The organism is Nonomuraea sp. NPDC050478 (assembly GCF_044458265.1).
Taxonomy (GTDB): Bacteria; Actinomycetota; Actinomycetes; order Streptosporangiales; family Streptosporangiaceae; genus Nonomuraea; species Nonomuraea ferruginea.
Map to the genome: position 1 here is coordinate 685,519 of NZ_JBITHT010000002.1, position 16,032 is coordinate 701,550.

A 16,032-nucleotide genomic window follows, 5' to 3' on the forward strand; every position below is an offset into this window, starting at 1 on the left:
CCCGCGTGGAGATCCCCCGGCGTTCCAGGAAGCGGCCGGCGACTACCCGCACGGTTAAGATCGCCTTTCCGGCGATCTCCAGGGCAGGCCACCGTGTACCTGATCTACCGCTCATGGGACCAGGGCGTTCTCGGCAAGCGCGTGTGGCGGATGCCCCAGCCGACGGTGCTGGAGTGGGTCCATGACGTGTGGGAGGACGCCACCGCCGGGGACCCGCACGAGTGGTTCGAGCGCGAACTGGGCACGGACGTCTGGTATCTCGCGGCCCTCTTCGAAGGCGGCGCACCGCCGCGGAGCATGGAGGAACTGCGCACCCTGGCCCGGACCCGGGTGTCGGAACTCCAGCAGTGCAACGTCGACGCCCACAGTGTGCGCGTGCTCGCCGACTCCCTCTGGTATGAGGTGGCGTACTACCTCGTCGACGACTCCGCCGTGGCGGCCAGCCCCGGCCTCTGGTCCTACGCCGTGCACGACGGGCCGCTGCCCGCGACCGCGAACACCCCCGCCGGCGGGTTCACACCACCGTGGAAGACCGTCGACCTGGCCGGATCGTCCGGGACGGGCACCGTCTACGCGGTCCTGCTCACCTGCAGGGCGAGGCACTTCAGCATCGGACGGGACGACACCTACGCCTTCCGGGGCGTCCGGCTCCCGGAGTTCGCCGCCGCGCTGCGCTCGCTCGGCACCACCGGCGAATGGCCGCTGGAACTGATGGTGTTACGGTCGCTGATCGCGCCGGACGAGGACGGCATCGCGGCGGCGCTGGAGCGCTGCAACCGATGGCCCGGCTATGCCGAGCCGCCGGACGACTACCTCGCCGACCTCAGCTCCCACGCGGCGGCGCTGGAGCTGATCCGGACCGCCCGCGGCCGCGAAGGCACGGTCATCCACGTGGACGAGCATGTGGTCCAGATGCTCATCGCGGAATGGGGCGAGACACGTGAGCAGTGGTTCTTCTTCGACGACCGGTGGGCCGGCAGCCATCCCGATCTCGCCGCGTCGCTGATGTGGTTCGCCTACCACTGGGATCCTCTCTGCTCGCGCCACCACTTCAGAGACAAGCCGTGCTCTGACAACCGCGTGCTCTACATCGCCGTGGTGGAAGAGGACGGCCGGGTACGGGTGCGCGAGGCGGGGCCGATGGACGACGAGCGGTTCTGGAAGTTCTACCGTTGGCACACAGCAGGCGACCGCTCGGCGAGGTGACCGCCGGCGACGTGCTCGGCGCGGTGGAGGTCCAGTTCCAGCAGCCGGCGCCCGACTCGTGCGGGTTCACCGAGTTCCAGATCACCCGCACGAGCCACGGCCCGGCCGTCGCCGCGATGCTCGCGGACCGCATCCGGCACGACCTCAAGGAAGCGGGCATCACCCGGTCCGACGGCTGGTTGCAGACCCGCTATCCGCACGGGAGTCGCTTCTTCCGCGCCGTCGGCCGGCTGCGCCGGTCCGCTGATGGGTCCGACTTCCTCGTCATCGGCTGACCGGCCTCTCGATAGTCAACATTCTTACCCTTGACGCTCCGTACCACTCGCCTTGGGCGGCGTCACGAGTTGGTTTCGGGCCTTGACCGCTTCGGGCTGCCCGCTTACCGTCACCGTTGAGTTAGGAAGCTTTACTATCTCTTGGTGGACGACGTAACCCCCCACACCAGCTCATAGGAGACTCTCGTGCGCTTCGTCCCTCTCGTGGCGGCCGGGCTGCTGGCCCTGTCGCTCACCGCATGCACCGCGGGCAAGGAGGCACCTCCGTCGCTCGGCGCCCAGCCCGCCGCGAGCGGCACCGGCCCCGCCGCCGCCGCGCTGCCCCCCGCCACGCTGGAGCTGTGGCACGGCTTCTCCACCGACGTCGAGACGAAGGCCTTCGAGGAGGCGGTCGCGGGCTTCACGGCGAAGTTCCCGCAGATCAAGGTCACCACGAAGAAGGGCATCCAGGACGCCCAGATCACCCAGGCGATCCGCGGCGGCAAGGCGCCCGACGTGGCGGCCTCGTTCACCACCGACAACGTCGCCCAGTGGTGCAGGAGCGGCGCGTTCCAGGACCTCACCGCGGTCATCGAGCAGGACGGCATCGATCTGGGCGTGCTCCCGGCCGCGGCCCGCGCCTACACCGAGTTCGAGGGCAGGCGGTGCACGATGCCGCTGCTCGCGGACGCGTACGGGCTCTACTACAACAAGGCGCTGATGAAGGGCGAGCAGCCGCCGAAGACCCTGTCGGAGCTGACCGAGCTGACCAAGAAGCTCACGGTCCGCGACGCCGACGGGAACATCGAGGTCGCCGGGTTCATCCCGAGCTTCCAGTATTACGAGAACTCCCCCAGCCACCTCGGCCCGATGGTCGGCGCGAAGTGGTACGAGGACGACGGCACCTCGGCCATCGGCTCCGACCCGGCGTGGAAACAACTGCTGCGGTGGCAGAAGGAACTGGTCGACTGGTACGGCTACGACAAGCTGGAGAAGTTCCGCAAGGGCCTGGGCGACGAGTGGGGCGCCGAGCACCCGTTCTTCGAGGGCAAGGTCGCCATGATCCTCGACGGCGAGTGGCGCAACGCCATGATCGCCAACGACCCCGAAGCCAAGGACCTGGACTACGGCACCGCCCCGCTGCCCGTCGCCGACGACAAGCCCGAGCTGTACGGCAGCGGCTTCACCGCCGGCACGGTGATCGGCGTGCCGAGGGGCGCCGCGCACCCGCAGCACGCCTGGGAGCTGGTCAAGCACCTCACCACGGACACCGAGTCGCTGGTGACGCTGTCGAACGCGCTGCGCAACGTACCGACCACCAAGGCCGCCATGGAGCACCCGGACCTGGCCAAGGACGCGAACTTCGCGACGTTCCTCGACATCTTCAACCACCCGAAGACGACGTCGATGCCGGCCAGCGTCAACAGCGTCTTCAACCAGGACGCCTTCTCCACCTTCCTCATCCAGTGGGAGAAGGGCGCGGTCAAGGACCTCGACGCCGGGCTGGCCGGGGTGGACAAGCGGATCGACGACAAGCTGAAGCTGTCCGGGGGCTGATGATGGCCTCCACCCACGTCGCGCGGCGCGGGCACGCCCTCGCCCGGCCGTCGCGCCGGCGGCCCGGCGAGGGCCTGCGCGCCCTGCTGTGGCTGTCGCCGTGGATCGCCGGCGTGGCGGTCTTCTTCGTCTACCCGCTCCTGTCCACGGTCTACTTCTCCTTCCACCGGTACGACCTGTTCACGCTGGAGTTCATCGGCCTGGACAACTACCGCTACGCCTTCTCCGACCCGCGCGTGCTGCAGTCGGCGCTGAACACCCTCTGGCTCGTGGTGTTCATGGTCCCGGCCCAGGTGGTGTTCGCGCTGGGCGTGGCGCAGCTGCTGGCCAAGCTGAAGAGCGGCGGCGGGATCCTGCGGACGATCTTCTACCTGCCGTCGCTGGTGCCGATGGTGGCGGGCACGGTCGCCTTCGTCTACCTGCTCAACCCGGCGACGGGCCCGGTCAACCAGCTGCTGGCCTGGTTCGGGATCGCCGGCCCCGACTGGTTCGGCAGCGCCGCCTGGGCCAAGCCCAGCCTCACCCTGCTCGCCCTGTGGGGCGCCGGCAACACCATCATGATCTTCCTGGCGGCGCTGCTGGACGTGCCCAGGCATCTGTACGAGGCCGCCGCGATCGACGGAGCGGGCGCCTGGCGGCAGTTCCGCAGCATCACGCTGCCGACGATCTCCCCCGTGCTGATGTTCTCCGCCGTCACCGGCGTGATCTACGCCGTGCAGTACTTCACCCAGGCGATGATCGCCTCCCGGGTGGCGTCCGGCGCGACCGACTCGGCCGGCACCACGTTCACCCCCGGCTATCCGGACGGGTCGCTGCTCACCCTGCCCCAGCACCTGTTCCACACCGGGTTCCGCGACTGGTCGATGGGGCTGGCGTGCGTGCACGCGCTGCTGCTGTTCGCGGTCGCGATGCTGTTCACGCTGATCCTGCTGCGTCAGTTCGGCAAGGCGGAGGTGACGTCGTGAGGCGCCGCCTGATGTGGGTCGCCCAGCACTCGCTGGCCATCGCGCTGGCGCTGATGTTCCTCGGGCCGGTCGCGTTCGTGACCCTGACCGCGCTCATGACGGACGAGCAGGCTCTCACCAGCCGGCTCTGGCCGGAACAGTGGAACTGGGCCAACTTCGCCGACGTCTTCGCCCGCTCGGAGCTGCTCACCTGGACGCTCAACACGTTCCTGTACGCGTCGCTGGCGACGGTGTTCATGCTGGTGTCGTCCATCCCGGCGGCCTACGCCCTGTCCCGCTTCCGCTTCCGCGGCCGCAAGGCGGCGTTCCTCGTGGTGATCAGCGCGATGATGCTGCCGCCGCAGGTCGTGGCGGTGCCGATCTACCTGGTGTGGGCGCGGCTGGACCTGACGGACTCGCTGTGGCCGCTGATCCTGCCGATGCTCTTCGGCGACGCGTTCTCGATCTTCCTGCTGCGCCAGTTCCTCATCACGATCCCGCGCGACTACACCGACGCGGCCAAGGTGGACGGCTGCTCGGACGCGCGGATCCTGTTCCGCGTCATCCTGCCGATGGCCCGGCCCGCGATCGCGGCGGTGGCGCTGTTCTCGTTCTTCTACTGCTGGAACGACTACTACGGGCCGCTGCTGTACGCCGGGGTCGACCAGGAGGGCTGGACCCTGTCCCTCGGGCTGGCCACCTTCAAGGCCTTCCACAGCGTGCAGTGGAACCTCACCATGGCCGCCACCCTGCTGGTGACCGCCCCGGTGATCATCGTTTTCCTCTTCGCCCAGCGGGTCTTCATCGAGGGCGTGACATTGACGGGGGTGAAGGGTTGAAGCTCGCCGTGGTCGGGGGCGGCTCGACGTACACGCCGGAGCTGGTCGACGGGTTCGCCCGGCTCAGTGAGGATCTGCCGCTGACCGAGCTCGCCCTGGTCGATCCGGCCGCGGAGCGGCTGGAACCGGTGGCGGGCATGGCCCGCCGGATGCTGCGGGCGGCCGGACACCCGGCCGCCGTGACCGCGACCGGCGACGTGCGGGCGGGGGTCGAGGGGGCGGCGGTCGTGCTGCTGCAGCTCCGGGTGGGCGGGCAGGCGGCGCGCGAGGTGGACGAGACGCTGCCGCCGCGCTGCGGCTGCGTCGGCCAGGAGACGACGGGCGCGGGCGGGCTGGCCAAGGCGCTGCGGACGGTGCCGGTGGTGCTGGACATCGCCGAGACGGTCGCCCGGCACGCCCCCGGCGCGTGGATCGTCGACTTCACCAACCCGGTCGGCATCGTCACCAGGGCGCTGCTGGACGCCGGGCACCGCGCGATCGGGCTGTGCAACGTGGCGATCGGCTTCCAGCGCCGCTTCGCGGCCACGCTGGGCGCCGACCCGTCGCGGGTGTCGCTCGGGCACGCCGGGCTCAACCACCTCACCTGGGTGCGGTCGGTCCTCCTGGACGGCGAGGACGTGCTCCCCGGCCTGATCCGGGAGCACGGCCGGGAGATCGCGGCCGACGTCGGGCTGCCGGTCGAGCTGATCACCAGGCTGGGCGCGGTGCCGTCGTACTACCTGCGCTACTTCTACGCTCACGACCTGGTGGTGGCCGAGCAGCGGACCGAGCCGTCGCGCGCGGCGCGGGTGGCGGAGATCGAGCGGGAGCTGCTGGCCCTGTACGCCGACCCGGCGGTGACGGCCAAGCCGGAGCTGCTGGGGCAGCGGGGCGGCGCGTTCTACTCCGAGGCCGCGGTGGCGCTCATCGCCTCGCTGCTCGGCGACCGCGGCGACGTCCAGGTCGTCAACGCGCGCAACGGCGGCGTGCTGCCGTTCCTGCCGGACGAGGCGGTCGTCGAGGTGCCCGCCAGGATCACCGCTTCGGGCGCGGAGCCGCTGCCGGTCGCCCCTCTTGAGCCGCTGTACGCCGGGCTCGTCGCGCACGTCTCGGCGTACGAGACGCTCGCCCTGGAAGCCGCCCTGCGCGGCGGGCGCGAACGGGTCGCCGACGCGCTGCTCGCCCATCCGCTCGTCGGCCAGGAGCATCTGGCGCGCGAGCTGACCGGGCTGCTGCTGGAGGCCAACCGCGCGCATCTGCCCTGGGCGGGGACCCGTTGAGGACGATCCTGGCGGTCGACGGCGGCAACAGCAAGACCGACCTCGCGCTGGTGGCCGAGGACGGCACCGTGCTCGCCACCGGCCGGGCCGGGCCGTTCGTGCCGCAGAGCGCCGGAGTGAGCGCCGCCGCCGACGTGGTGGAGCGCGCCGCCCTGGCGCTGCGCGACGGCATGGCCGCGCCGTACGCCGATGTCCTGGCGGCCTTCCTGGCCGGCGCCGACTTCCCGCGCGAGGAGGAGGCGCTGCGCGCGGAGTTCCTGGCGCGCGGCTGCGCGGGCGAGGTGTCGGTGGCCAACGACACCTTCGCGGTGCTGCGCGCGGGCGCGTCCCGGCCGTGGGGCGTCGTCGTGGTGTGCGGGGCCGGCATGAACGCCGCCGGCGTCTCCCCCACCGGCGAGGTGGCCCGCTTCCCCGCGCTCGGCAGGCGCAGCGGCGACTGGGGCGGCGGCGAGGACCTGGCCGAGCACGTGCTCTGGCATGCCGCCCGCGCGGAGGACGGGCGCGGCCCGGACACGGCGCTGGCCGAGCTGGTCCGCACGCGGTTCGGCACGGCGAGCGTCACGGAGGTGGTGCTGGCCCTGCACTTCGGCGAGCTGGACCCGGCCCGGCTCCACGAACTGGTGCCGGGCCTGTTCGCCGTCGCGGCCGGCGGCGATGCCGTGGCCAGGGGCCTGGTCGCGCGGCAGGCCGACGAGGTCGCGGTGATGGCCAGGGTGTGCCTGGACCGGCTCGGCCTGCTGGACACGCCCGCCGAGGTCGTGCTCGGCGGCAGCGTGCTGACCGCGCGCGACCCGTACCTGCACGGTCTGATCGAGACCTCGCTCGGCGCGAGCGCGCCGCACGCGCGCGTCCTCGTCACCGCCCTTCCCCCGGTCGCGGGCGCCGCCCTGGCCGGGCTGGACCTGCTCGGCGCGGCCGAGGCCGCGCACGCCCGAGTTCGCGAACACTTCAGGAGGAGCACGTGAGGAAGCTGATCCCCGCCGCGCTCGCGCTGGCGCTGCTGGCCACCGTGAACGGTCCCGCCGCGGCCACCGACCAGCCCGCCCGCCAGGCCGACGCGACCGGGCTGATCCGGGTGGATCAGGTCGGTTACCTGCCGGGCGAGAGCAAGCACGCGTACCTGATGACGAGCGGCCCCGCCGGGCGCTTCACCGTGGTCGACGGGCGCGGGCGGACGGTGCTCACCGGGCGGGCCGGCCCTGACCGGGGCGCCTGGAACAGCCGCTACCCGCACGTCCACGACCTCGACCTGACCCGGCTGCGCACGCCCGGCCGCTACCGGATCAAGGCGGGAGGGGCGACGTCGGCCGAGTTCGAGATCGCGCCGTCGCGGAACCCGGCGGCCAAGGTGCTGGGTTTCCTCGGCCTGCAGCGCGACGGCGCCGACGCGGTGCGCCGGCCGAGTCATCTCAACGACCGGGCCGCCTCCGTCTACGCGTGGCCCGAGTTCACCGGCCCGGACACCGACCAGATCAAGGGCGGTCTGACGCGGATCGGCGGCCCGGTCGACGTCGAGGGCGGCTGGTTCGACGCGGGCGATTACCTCAAGTTCACCCACATCCTGGCGTACGTGGACACGCTGCTGTGGGCGGCCCAGCGGGACGGCGCGAGCAGCCCGGCCTTGAGGAAGGAAGCAGCCCATGGCCTGAAATATCTGGACAAGATGTGGGATGAGGAGTCGAAGACGCTCTACATCCAGGTCGGCATCGGCGCCGGCGACGCCGAGGGCACGTTCGTCGGCGACCACGACATCTGGCGGCTGCCCGAGGCCGACGACGGCGACGACGCCGAAGGTCACCAGTTCATCCGCGACCGCCCGGTCTTCCGCGCCGCCGACCCCGGCGAGCCGATCAGCCCGAACCTGGCCGGGCGCACCGCCGCCGCCTTCGCGCTGGCCGCCCAGCTCGAACCGTCCAGGCCGCGCGCCGCCCGCCTGCTCGACCAGGCCGCGTCCGTCTACGCCATGGCCCGGACCACCGGCGTGGACCGGCTGGTGACCTCCCTGCCGCACGCCTTCTACCCGGAGAGCGTGTGGCGCGACGACATGCAGCTCGGCGCCGCCGAGCTGGCCCTGGCCGCGCAGCGCCTGCGCGACCCGCGCGCCGGACGGTGGCTGGCGGACTCGGCCCGCTGGGCGCGCGGCTACCTCGACGAGGAGCAGGGCGACACGCTCAACCTTTACGACGTGAGCGCTCTGGCCCACGCCGACCTGATCAGGGCCATCCGCGCTTCCCGGGCCGAGGGACTCGCCGTCACCGAGGCCGACCTGGTCGCCGGGCTGCGGGCCCAGCTCGACCTCGGCGCCCGCCGCGCCGCCGCCGACCCGTTCCGGGCGGGGGCTCTCTATGACACGTTCGACTCCGTACCGCATGCTTTCGGCCTGGCCGCCACCGCGCACCTGTACCGGTCGGTGACCGGCGACCGCTCCTACGACGCCTTCGGCACGGCGCAGCGCAACTGGGCGCTCGGCGCGAACCCGTGGGGCGTGTCCTTCGTCGCCGGAGTGGGAGAGAACGCGATCGCCTGCCCGCACCACCAGATCGCCAACATCACCGGCAGGCCCGCCACCGGCGCGGTCGTCAACGGGCCCAACGACGCCGGGCTGTTCGAGGACGGCCTCGGCGGGCACTTCGAGGAGATGCCGCCCTGCCCGGCGGACGGCACGGACCGCTACGAGCGGTTCACCGGCCACGGCAGCCGTTTCGTCGACGACGTGCGCTCCTGGCAGGCCTCCGAACCGGCCGACGATTTCGCGGCGATCGCCCTGTACGCTCTCACGTTGACGTGACGCTGCTCACTCCGGAGGTGACGTGAAGCCCCCTGTCCACGGGACGCCGCGGCTGATGCGCGCGATCAACGACCGCGCCGCGCTCCGCATCCTGCTGGAGAAGGGCCCGCTGACCCGCCCCGAGCTGAGCAGGCTCACCGGCCTGTCCAAGCCGACGGCGTTCCAGCTCCTGGCCCGCCTGCAGGAGGCGGGCCTGGTCGTCAACGACGGCGTCCGCACGGGGCAGGCCGGGCGCACGGCCGAGGTCTACCGGGTCAACGGCGCCGCCGCGTACGTGGCCGCGCTGGACGTCACCCCGGGGAGGATCGGCGTCCGGGTGGCCGACATCACCGGCGCCGTCGTCGGCGAGGCCGACTATCCCGCGCCTTTCCCCGAACCTTCACCCGCGTCTTCACCGGCACCCTTTCCCGCGTCTTCCCCCGTACAGCCGCCTGAGGGGGGCGGCCTCGTCGAGCGGCTGCGGGCGGCGGTGGAGGCGGCACGACCGCCGGGCCCGCTGCGCCGCGTCGTCATCGGCGTGCAGGGTGCCGTCGACCCCACGACCGGCAGGCTCGACCACGCCGCCGCCGAGGACATGCCCGGCTGGCAGATCCCCGATCTGGTGCCTACGCTCACCGCCGGGCTCGGCGTCACCGTCGACGTGGAGAACGACGTCAACCTCGCCGCCCTCGCCGAGCAGGCGCACGGGGCGGCGGCCGGCTGCCCGGACTTCGTGCTGCTCTGGGCCGGCGAGGGGCTGGGCGCCGCCCTCGTGATCGGCGGGCGGCTGCACCGCGGCTTCTTCGGCGGCGCCGGCGAGGTCGGCTACATGCCGATCCCCGGCGCGGCCACGGCCCGCGACGGCGGCCGGTTCGGCCACCACGGCTACCAGGCGCTGGCCGGTGGGCCCGCGCTGCAGGACCTGCTGCGCTCGTACGGGGTGCGCGGGGCCGACTTCCGCGAGTCGGTGGCGACCGCGGCGCGCCTGGCCCAGGGCACCGGGAGAGCCGCCCAGGAAGCGGCGGCGGGCCTGCGTACGGTGGCCTCCCGGGTCGCGCTCGGCCTGGCGACCATCGCCGCGGTCGTCGACCCCGGGCTCGTGGTGCTGGCCGGGGGCCTGATGTCCGCCGGGGGCGAGCCGCTGCGCGACCTCGTCGAGCGCGAGCTGCGGGTGCTCGACGTCGACCGGCCGCAGGTCCGGCTCTCCGCCGTCCACGGCAACCCGGTGCTGGTGGGCGGGCTGGACCTGGCACTGGCCCGGGTCAGGGACGAGGTCTTCGGCCACGCCCGCGACGGCGCCCCGGCCGAGGCGGGCCGCTGACCGCTGTCGCGTACGGCGACTTGGGCCGGGTCCTTGAGCGTCCTCGTCGTAGAAACGCGGTCAGAATGTGGCGATCGGGTTGACCGGGCTGCCGGACGTGCCGGCGAAGCGGACCGGCGCGACCGTGAGGTGGAAGTCCCACTGGCCGAGTTCGGCAGCCGTCGTCGCGCACGCCTCCAGGTCGCAGTTGTCGAGCATCCACAGACCCATCGCGACGAGGCTCACGGCGTGGACCGGCATCAGCACGCCTTCGTACCCCGATGGCAGAACGTCCTGGGGGGTGTCGGCACCGATCAGCGCGACCTCCCGTTCGTGCAGCCACGGCAGGCAGGACGCGTGCCACCCGGCCTGGGTGAAACCGCTGACCGCACCGGTCTCGTGCCGGACGCGGCCGTAACCGGTCCGCAGGAGCACCGCATCGCCGGATCGCACCCGCACACCCTGGCGACACTCGGCCTCCTCCAGATCGTCGGGGAACACCCCCTGCCCCGGTTCCAGCCACGGCACATCCCGCGCGCTCGCGACGTCCAGCAGGACACCCCGCGTGACGATCCCGTTCGCCGCCGCCGTGACGGCCGCCCACGCCGAGCCCGTCGCGGCGTCGACCAGCGCGTGCGACCGCCCGTTGTACATCGCGCCGTCCCAGAAGATGTGGCACGGCGAGTCGACGTGGGTGAGGGTGTTGCCGTGGAACGTGACGCCGATCCGCTCGGACGAGAAGCCCCAGTGCCGGTCATGACGGAATCCGGGCGCCGGCATGTTCTCCGCACCCGGCATGTCCGCGGCGCACGGGCACGCCGTCGTCGACCGCTCCATGTCCTCCGGTACGGCGACCTCCCATGCGCACGACACGCTCCTGCCGTGGCGCACGGCCCGCGCCGCCGCCAGCCGGACGTCGTCGGTGATGTGGTTCAGCGTGCCGAGCTCGTCGTCGTCGCCCCACCGTCCCCAGTTCGACAGCGTGTCGAAGTATCCGAGCACGTCGTCCTGCGTGGGCACCGGTCGCCCTGCCGTCATCCCGGCATCGACTCCTCCGGTCGCGTGGTTGGAGACACCGCAGGCAGGGTATCCCGCTCGCTCCCTCAGGAACCAGCGAGTCAATCGTGACGGCGGACGATCCCGGGGCCCGCCGCATGCCTCACCATCGCAGCAGGGCGCCGATGCCTCCGGCGTCGCCGAGGACTCCGGCGCCGGCCCCCTCGATCGGGCTGACCCGGGCGCTGGTGGCGAGGGCCCGTTCCACCAGCCGCTCGTTCAGCCGGGGCTCGGGCGTGTGAGGCTGGGCGCCGGTCTCTTCGCCGGCGTACAGCAGACCGTCGGCGTCGACCGAGCCGACGTAACGTACCTCCGGGTCGTAGACCAGGTGGGCGACCCGACCCTCGTTCAGCGCCCCGGCCACCTGGGACAGGCCCAGCGCGCCCTTCTTGCTCAGCCCGGCGTCCAGGACCTGTTCGAGCAGCCGGCGCTCGCTCGCGGTGTGCTCGGCGTGGAGCCGTTCGGTCACCGCGGCCAGCAGCCCTGAGTCGTCGAGCCCGGCGAGCACGCGCGTGTCCCGGATCACCCGGTCCCGCAAGGGCTCCGGGAGCCTGCCGGCGAGGATCTCGGCCCACTGATCGCCACCGCTGACGAGGATCCGCTCCCACCGCCGTTCCTCGGTCAGGTTCGTGACGGTCTCCGCCACCCGGTCCAGGAACCGCTGCGCCCAGGCCCGCTCGCGGGCCTTGCGCTGCTCCCGCATCGGCGTGTTGTACTGGCCCGCCGGTCCACCGCCGATCTGGCCGGCCCGCTCGTGCGGCGCCTCCAGGTCCTCCTGTTCCAGCCGGCTCACCTCCCGCAGGCGGCCGAGCCGCCATTCCAGCAGCCGGGCGTCGTCGCTGGAGACGAGCACGACCCCGGCAGGCCGGCCCTCGTCCAGCAACTCCAGCAACGGGTGGACGAACGGGCCGTCGTCGAGCACGACCCGATTCGGCACCGGCATCTGGCTGTCCAGGCGTACCACCCAGTCGTCGCCGAGCGCGGCGAAGGCGATCCGGCCGCGGCCGGACTCGATGGGTGCGGCGAGCTCTTCCACCTCGGGGCCGAACCGGTCCAGCGCGGCGACCACCTCGCGACGGCGCTCCGCCGGTCCCTCCTCGGCCACCCGGCGCCGCAGCTCCCGGTAGCGGTTCTTCAGGTCGATCGCCGCGGCGTTCCGGTCCCCGCCCGGATCGGCGTTCACGTACACCGACAGCACCCCGGCCGCGTCGGTGCGCCCCGACAGCTCCAGCAGGGCCTTGTCATCCAGTTCCTCGATGGCCGCCAAGACTCTCATCCTTTCCCCCGGTGGCTGTGAGCTGCTCCCTACCCGAACGTGTCCGCTTCGCACCGTTTTGAGGTGTTTGGCGCATTCGCCATGCATCGCATTCATGTCCATCCATACAGAACATGCGTTTGCCTGATGTGACGCCGGTCGCTTCACTGGGTTACGCGATGACCGACCCGAGGTGAACGATGACCGACTCCGCCCCCGTCTCCGATCTCGACCTGTTCGACGACACGGTGCTCGTCGATCCCTACCCCTCCTACGCGGCGCTGCGCGACCTGGGAGGCGTCGTCCGCCTTCCGGCGAACGACGTGTACGCGCTCACGAGGTACGACGTGATCCGCAACGCCCTGGGCGACTGGGAGAGCTTCTCCTCCGCCGGGGCCATCGGCTTCAACCCGATGGTCAACGAGGCGCTGACCGGCACGTCCCTGTCCTCGGACCCGCCGGTGCACACCCAGTTGCGGGCGACCTTGACCGCCAACCTGTCGCCGCGGGCGCTGCGCGGGCTCAAGTCCGGCATCGACGCCAAGGCCGACGCGCTGGTCGGGGAGCTGGTCGACCGGGGCTCGTTCGAGGCCATCGACGCGCTGGCCCGCGCGTTCCCGCTGGAGGTCGTCGCGGATCTCATCGGGTTCACCGGTCACGTCCGCGACAACATGCTGCGCTGGGGACAGGCGGCGATGCAGGTGATCGGGCCGATGAACCGGCGCACCGCGGAGAGCTTCCCCATCGCGGGCGAGCTGTACGGCTGGTGCTCGGGCGTGACCGCCGATGATCTGGCGCCCGGCTCGGTGGGGCGGGGGATCTTCGAGGCCGAGGCGCGCGGCGACATCCCGCCGGGCACGGCCGGCCACATCATCCACCAGTATCTCGGCGCCGGCGTCGACACGACGATCGCCGCCATCGGGAACGTCGTCGCGCTCTTCGCCGCGCACCCCGGCCAGCTCGCGCTGGTGCGGGAGAACCCGTCGCTGGTGCCGGCCGCGCTGAACGAGGTGCTCCGCTACTGGGCACCGCTGCACGCCTGGGGACGTCGTACGACCCGGGACGTGGAGATCGACGGCGTCGTGGTCCCGGCGGGGGCGCAGGTGGCGATCCTGTTCGGGGCCGGCAACCGGGACCCGCGCCACTACGAGAACCCCGACGCGTTCCTGGTCGAGCGGAACCCGGTCGACCACCTGTCGTTCGGCTACGGCCCGCACGGCTGCGCCGGCCAGGGGCTGGCCCGGCTGGAGGCGCACGCGGTCATCGAGGCCCTGGCGCGCCGCGTGCGGCGGCTCGTCGTCGGCCCCGAGGTGCGGGTGCCGAGCAACGTCACCCGGAGCATCGAGGAGCTCCCCGTCCTGGAGGTGGTCCCGGTATGAAGATCGTCCTCGACCGTCCCCGCTGTGAAGGGCACGGCCTGTGCGAGGAGGCCGCGCCGGAGCTGATGCACCTCGACGACGACGGCGAGCTCGTGCTCGACCGCGAGGAGATCGGCGACGCCGAGGTCCCGCTGGCCAGCGCCGCCGTCCGGGTCTGCCCGGTGGCGGCCCTGCGGCTCGCGTGAGTACGCGGATCAGGCGGGTCGTCGTCGTCGGCAACGGCGTCGCCGGGCTCACCGCGGCCGACTCGCTGCGCGCGAGCGGGTTCGACGGGGAGCTGACCGTCGTCGGCGACGAGCCGCACGCCGCCTACAGCCGTCCCGCGCTGTCGAAGGCGCTCCTGCTCGACGGCGGCGGAGCGGCGCACGAGCTCCCGCCGGCCACGCACGGGGCGACCGAGCTTCTCGGGGTCCGGGCTCGCGGGCTTGACCTGGAGCGCCGGCTCGTCACCCTCGGCGACGGCACCGAACTGCCGTACGACCGGCTCGTGATCGCCACCGGGGCCCGCGCGCGGCGGCTGTCCGGCCTGCCCGAGGAGCACACGCTGCGTGGCCTGGACGACGCGCTGGCCCTGCGCGACCGGCTGGCCGCGAGCCCGTCCGTGGTCGTGGCCGGCGGCGGCCCGCTCGGCATGGAGATCGCCTCGGCGTGCCTGGCCGCGGGGTGCGAGGTCACGCTCGTCTCCCAGGGGGTGCCGCTGATCGGGCATCTGGGACCGTACCTGGCCGGGGTCTTCGGCGAGGCCGCGCGGGAGCTTGGGCTCACCGTCGTGGAGACCGGCGCCGCGCGGGTCGAGCGGGGCGGGGGCGGCGTGCGCGTCGTCCTGGACGACGGCGCGGTCGTCGAGGCCGAGCTGCTGGTGTCGGCCGCCGGTGACGTCCCCAACACGGAGTGGCTCGCGGGCACGGGCCTCGCCGCGGGCGGGGTCGTCCGGGTCGACGCGCGCGGGCTGGCCCGCCCCGGCGTCGCGGCGGTCGGCGACCTGGCGGCGTTCCCGACACCGTACGGGCCGCGCCGCGTCCCGCTGTGGAACAGCGCGATCGAGCAGGCGAAGGTGGCCGCGGCCGCCCTCGTGCGCGGGGACGGGGCGCCGCCGCTGCGGTTCCAGCCGTACTTCTGGACCGAACAGTTCGGGCTCAGCCTCAAGGCGGTGGGCTATCTCCCGGTGGACGGGGAGCCGGAGCACCTGGAGCCGGGCCTGATGCGCTGGTCCCGCGCCGGTGTGGCCGTGGCGCTGAACCACCGGATCCCGATCCCGCGGCTGCGCCGGGCCGCCGCGTAGAGTTTCCTCACGATGAGCGGCGAGGGTGCGGACACCACGGGTTCGGGGCTGGATCGGCTGGCGTCGGTCAACCTCAACCTGCTGGTGCCCCTCCTGGCGATGCTGGAGGAGCGCTCGGTGACCAGGGCCGCCGAGCGCGTCGGGCTCTCCCAGTCGGCGATGAGCCACGCCCTGGGCCGCATGCGACGCCTGCTCGGCGACGACCTCCTCGTCCGGCAGGGCAACGCCGTCACGCTGACCCCGCGCGCCGTGCAGTTGATCGCCCCGTTGCGGGCGACGCTCCAGCAGGCCGCGGGCCTGGTCAGCCTGCCCGTCTTCGACCCGGCGACCGATCGCCGGGTCATCACCGTCGCGATGACCACCAGCACGGCCTTCGTCCTCGGCGCGCGGCTGGGGCGGCTGGTGGCGGAGCGGGCGCCGCACGCGACGCTGCGCCTGCGCACGATCACCGTGCCGGCCGAGTCGACCTTCACCGAGCACGGCGTGCACGTCGTGCTGATCTCCGAGGCGTTCGCGTCGCCGCACCCGCGCGAGCGCCTGTACGACGACCGCATCGTGGTGGTGGCCTCGGCGGACACGCCGCCGGGGATGAGCGCGCTCGACCTGCTGACCACGCAGCCGCACGTCGTCGTGGACGCGGAGCGGCGGGTCTTCCCGTATCCGGTGCTCGACGAGCAGGGCGTCCCCTACCGGGTCGGGCTGCGGGTCTCCGACTTCCTGCTCGTCCCGTACCTGGTCGGACGGGCGGGCGGGGTCGCCCTGCTGCGCCACCGGGTCGCCGCGGAGATGCGGGCGCTCGTCGGCCTGCGGATCGAGGAGTTCCCGTTCCCGATCCCCGGGCTGGGCATCGACATGGTCTGGAACCCGCATCTCGGTGACCACCCCTTCATGGCCTGGCTGCGTCAGCTCCTGTTCGACGCGGCCCGGCCCTGAA

At 72.6% G+C, this 16,032-nt stretch carries 15 protein-coding genes; 13 read left to right on the top strand and 2 right to left on the bottom strand.

Annotated features, from left to right (window positions below; translation table 11 throughout):
• The first annotated feature begins 93 nt into the window (after positions 1-93).
• The 9 genes from ACIBF7_RS11185 to ACIBF7_RS11225 all read left to right on the top strand — a co-directional run bounded on the left by ACIBF7_RS11185 (position 94) and on the right by ACIBF7_RS11225 (position 10,147).
• On the top strand, positions 94-1,206 hold the full coding sequence (locus ACIBF7_RS11185; protein WP_397197006.1) for a hypothetical protein: 1,113 nt from the start codon (positions 94-96) through the stop codon (positions 1,204-1,206).
• On the top strand, positions 1,173-1,481 hold the full coding sequence (locus ACIBF7_RS11190; RefSeq protein WP_397197007.1) for a hypothetical protein: 309 nt from the start codon (positions 1,173-1,175) through the stop codon (positions 1,479-1,481). The genes ACIBF7_RS11185 and ACIBF7_RS11190 overlap by 34 nt, the downstream gene beginning before the upstream one ends.
• Before the next feature lie 186 nt (positions 1,482-1,667).
• Entirely contained in the window at positions 1,668-3,017 is a 1,350-nt protein-coding gene (locus tag ACIBF7_RS11195; protein WP_148032411.1) for an extracellular solute-binding protein, read from the top strand.
• Positions 3,017-3,982 carry a carbohydrate ABC transporter permease gene (locus ACIBF7_RS11200; protein WP_261808636.1) on the top strand — a complete coding sequence of 322 codons (966 nt, stop codon included), beginning with the start codon at positions 3,017-3,019 and terminating at the stop codon, positions 3,980-3,982. The genes ACIBF7_RS11195 and ACIBF7_RS11200 overlap by 1 nt, the downstream gene beginning before the upstream one ends.
• Positions 3,979-4,800, top strand: coding sequence for a carbohydrate ABC transporter permease (locus tag ACIBF7_RS11205; protein ID WP_308248885.1), 822 nt, complete (start codon positions 3,979-3,981; stop codon positions 4,798-4,800). The genes ACIBF7_RS11200 and ACIBF7_RS11205 overlap by 4 nt, the downstream gene beginning before the upstream one ends.
• Entirely contained in the window at positions 4,797-6,059 is a 1,263-nt protein-coding gene (locus ACIBF7_RS11210) for a 6-phospho-beta-glucosidase (RefSeq protein WP_219544577.1), read from the top strand. Before ACIBF7_RS11205 ends, ACIBF7_RS11210 begins: the two co-directional genes overlap by 4 nt.
• The gene (locus tag ACIBF7_RS11215; protein WP_219544576.1) at positions 6,056-7,024 is read left to right on the top strand and encodes an N-acetylglucosamine kinase; all 969 of its coding nucleotides are present in this window, start codon (positions 6,056-6,058) and stop codon (positions 7,022-7,024) included. The genes ACIBF7_RS11210 and ACIBF7_RS11215 overlap by 4 nt, the downstream gene beginning before the upstream one ends.
• Positions 7,021-8,847 (top strand): glycoside hydrolase family 9 protein, encoded by a 1,827-nt coding sequence (locus tag ACIBF7_RS11220; RefSeq protein WP_397197008.1) that lies wholly within the window; start codon positions 7,021-7,023, stop codon positions 8,845-8,847. Before ACIBF7_RS11215 ends, ACIBF7_RS11220 begins: the two co-directional genes overlap by 4 nt.
• A 22-nt stretch (positions 8,848-8,869) precedes the next feature.
• On the top strand, positions 8,870-10,147 hold the full coding sequence (locus ACIBF7_RS11225; protein WP_397197009.1) for an ROK family transcriptional regulator: 1,278 nt from the start codon (positions 8,870-8,872) through the stop codon (positions 10,145-10,147).
• Between the two features lie 60 nt (positions 10,148-10,207).
• Here the strand turns inward: ACIBF7_RS11225 and ACIBF7_RS11230 are convergent, their stop codons facing one another.
• Both ACIBF7_RS11230 and ACIBF7_RS11235 read right to left on the bottom strand, forming a co-directional pair.
• Positions 10,208-11,164 carry a cyclase family protein gene (locus ACIBF7_RS11230; protein ID WP_397197010.1) on the bottom strand — a complete coding sequence of 319 codons (957 nt, stop codon included), beginning with the start codon at positions 11,162-11,164 and terminating at the stop codon, positions 10,208-10,210.
• 121 nt (positions 11,165-11,285) lie between these two features.
• On the bottom strand, positions 11,286-12,449 hold the full coding sequence (locus ACIBF7_RS11235; RefSeq protein WP_397197011.1) for a VLRF1 family aeRF1-type release factor: 1,164 nt from the start codon (positions 12,447-12,449) through the stop codon (positions 11,286-11,288).
• A 188-nt stretch (positions 12,450-12,637) separates the two neighbouring features.
• Here ACIBF7_RS11235 and ACIBF7_RS11240 point away from each other — a divergent pair, with 188 nt between their 5' ends.
• Genes ACIBF7_RS11240 through ACIBF7_RS11255 form a run of 4 tightly spaced genes read left to right on the top strand, consistent with a single transcriptional unit; the run spans position 12,638 to position 16,031 of the window.
• The gene (locus tag ACIBF7_RS11240) at positions 12,638-13,816 is read left to right on the top strand and encodes a cytochrome P450 (protein ID WP_397197012.1); all 1,179 of its coding nucleotides are present in this window, start codon (positions 12,638-12,640) and stop codon (positions 13,814-13,816) included.
• On the top strand, positions 13,813-14,001 hold the full coding sequence (locus ACIBF7_RS11245) for a ferredoxin (RefSeq protein ID WP_219544573.1): 189 nt from the start codon (positions 13,813-13,815) through the stop codon (positions 13,999-14,001). Before ACIBF7_RS11240 ends, ACIBF7_RS11245 begins: the two co-directional genes overlap by 4 nt.
• The gene (locus tag ACIBF7_RS11250; protein WP_397197013.1) at positions 13,998-15,098 is read left to right on the top strand and encodes an NAD(P)/FAD-dependent oxidoreductase; all 1,101 of its coding nucleotides are present in this window, start codon (positions 13,998-14,000) and stop codon (positions 15,096-15,098) included. The genes ACIBF7_RS11245 and ACIBF7_RS11250 overlap by 4 nt, the downstream gene beginning before the upstream one ends.
• Before the next feature lie 12 nt (positions 15,099-15,110).
• The gene (locus ACIBF7_RS11255) at positions 15,111-16,031 is read left to right on the top strand and encodes a LysR family transcriptional regulator (protein WP_397197014.1); all 921 of its coding nucleotides are present in this window, start codon (positions 15,111-15,113) and stop codon (positions 16,029-16,031) included.
• Position 16,032: the final 1 nt, after the last annotated feature.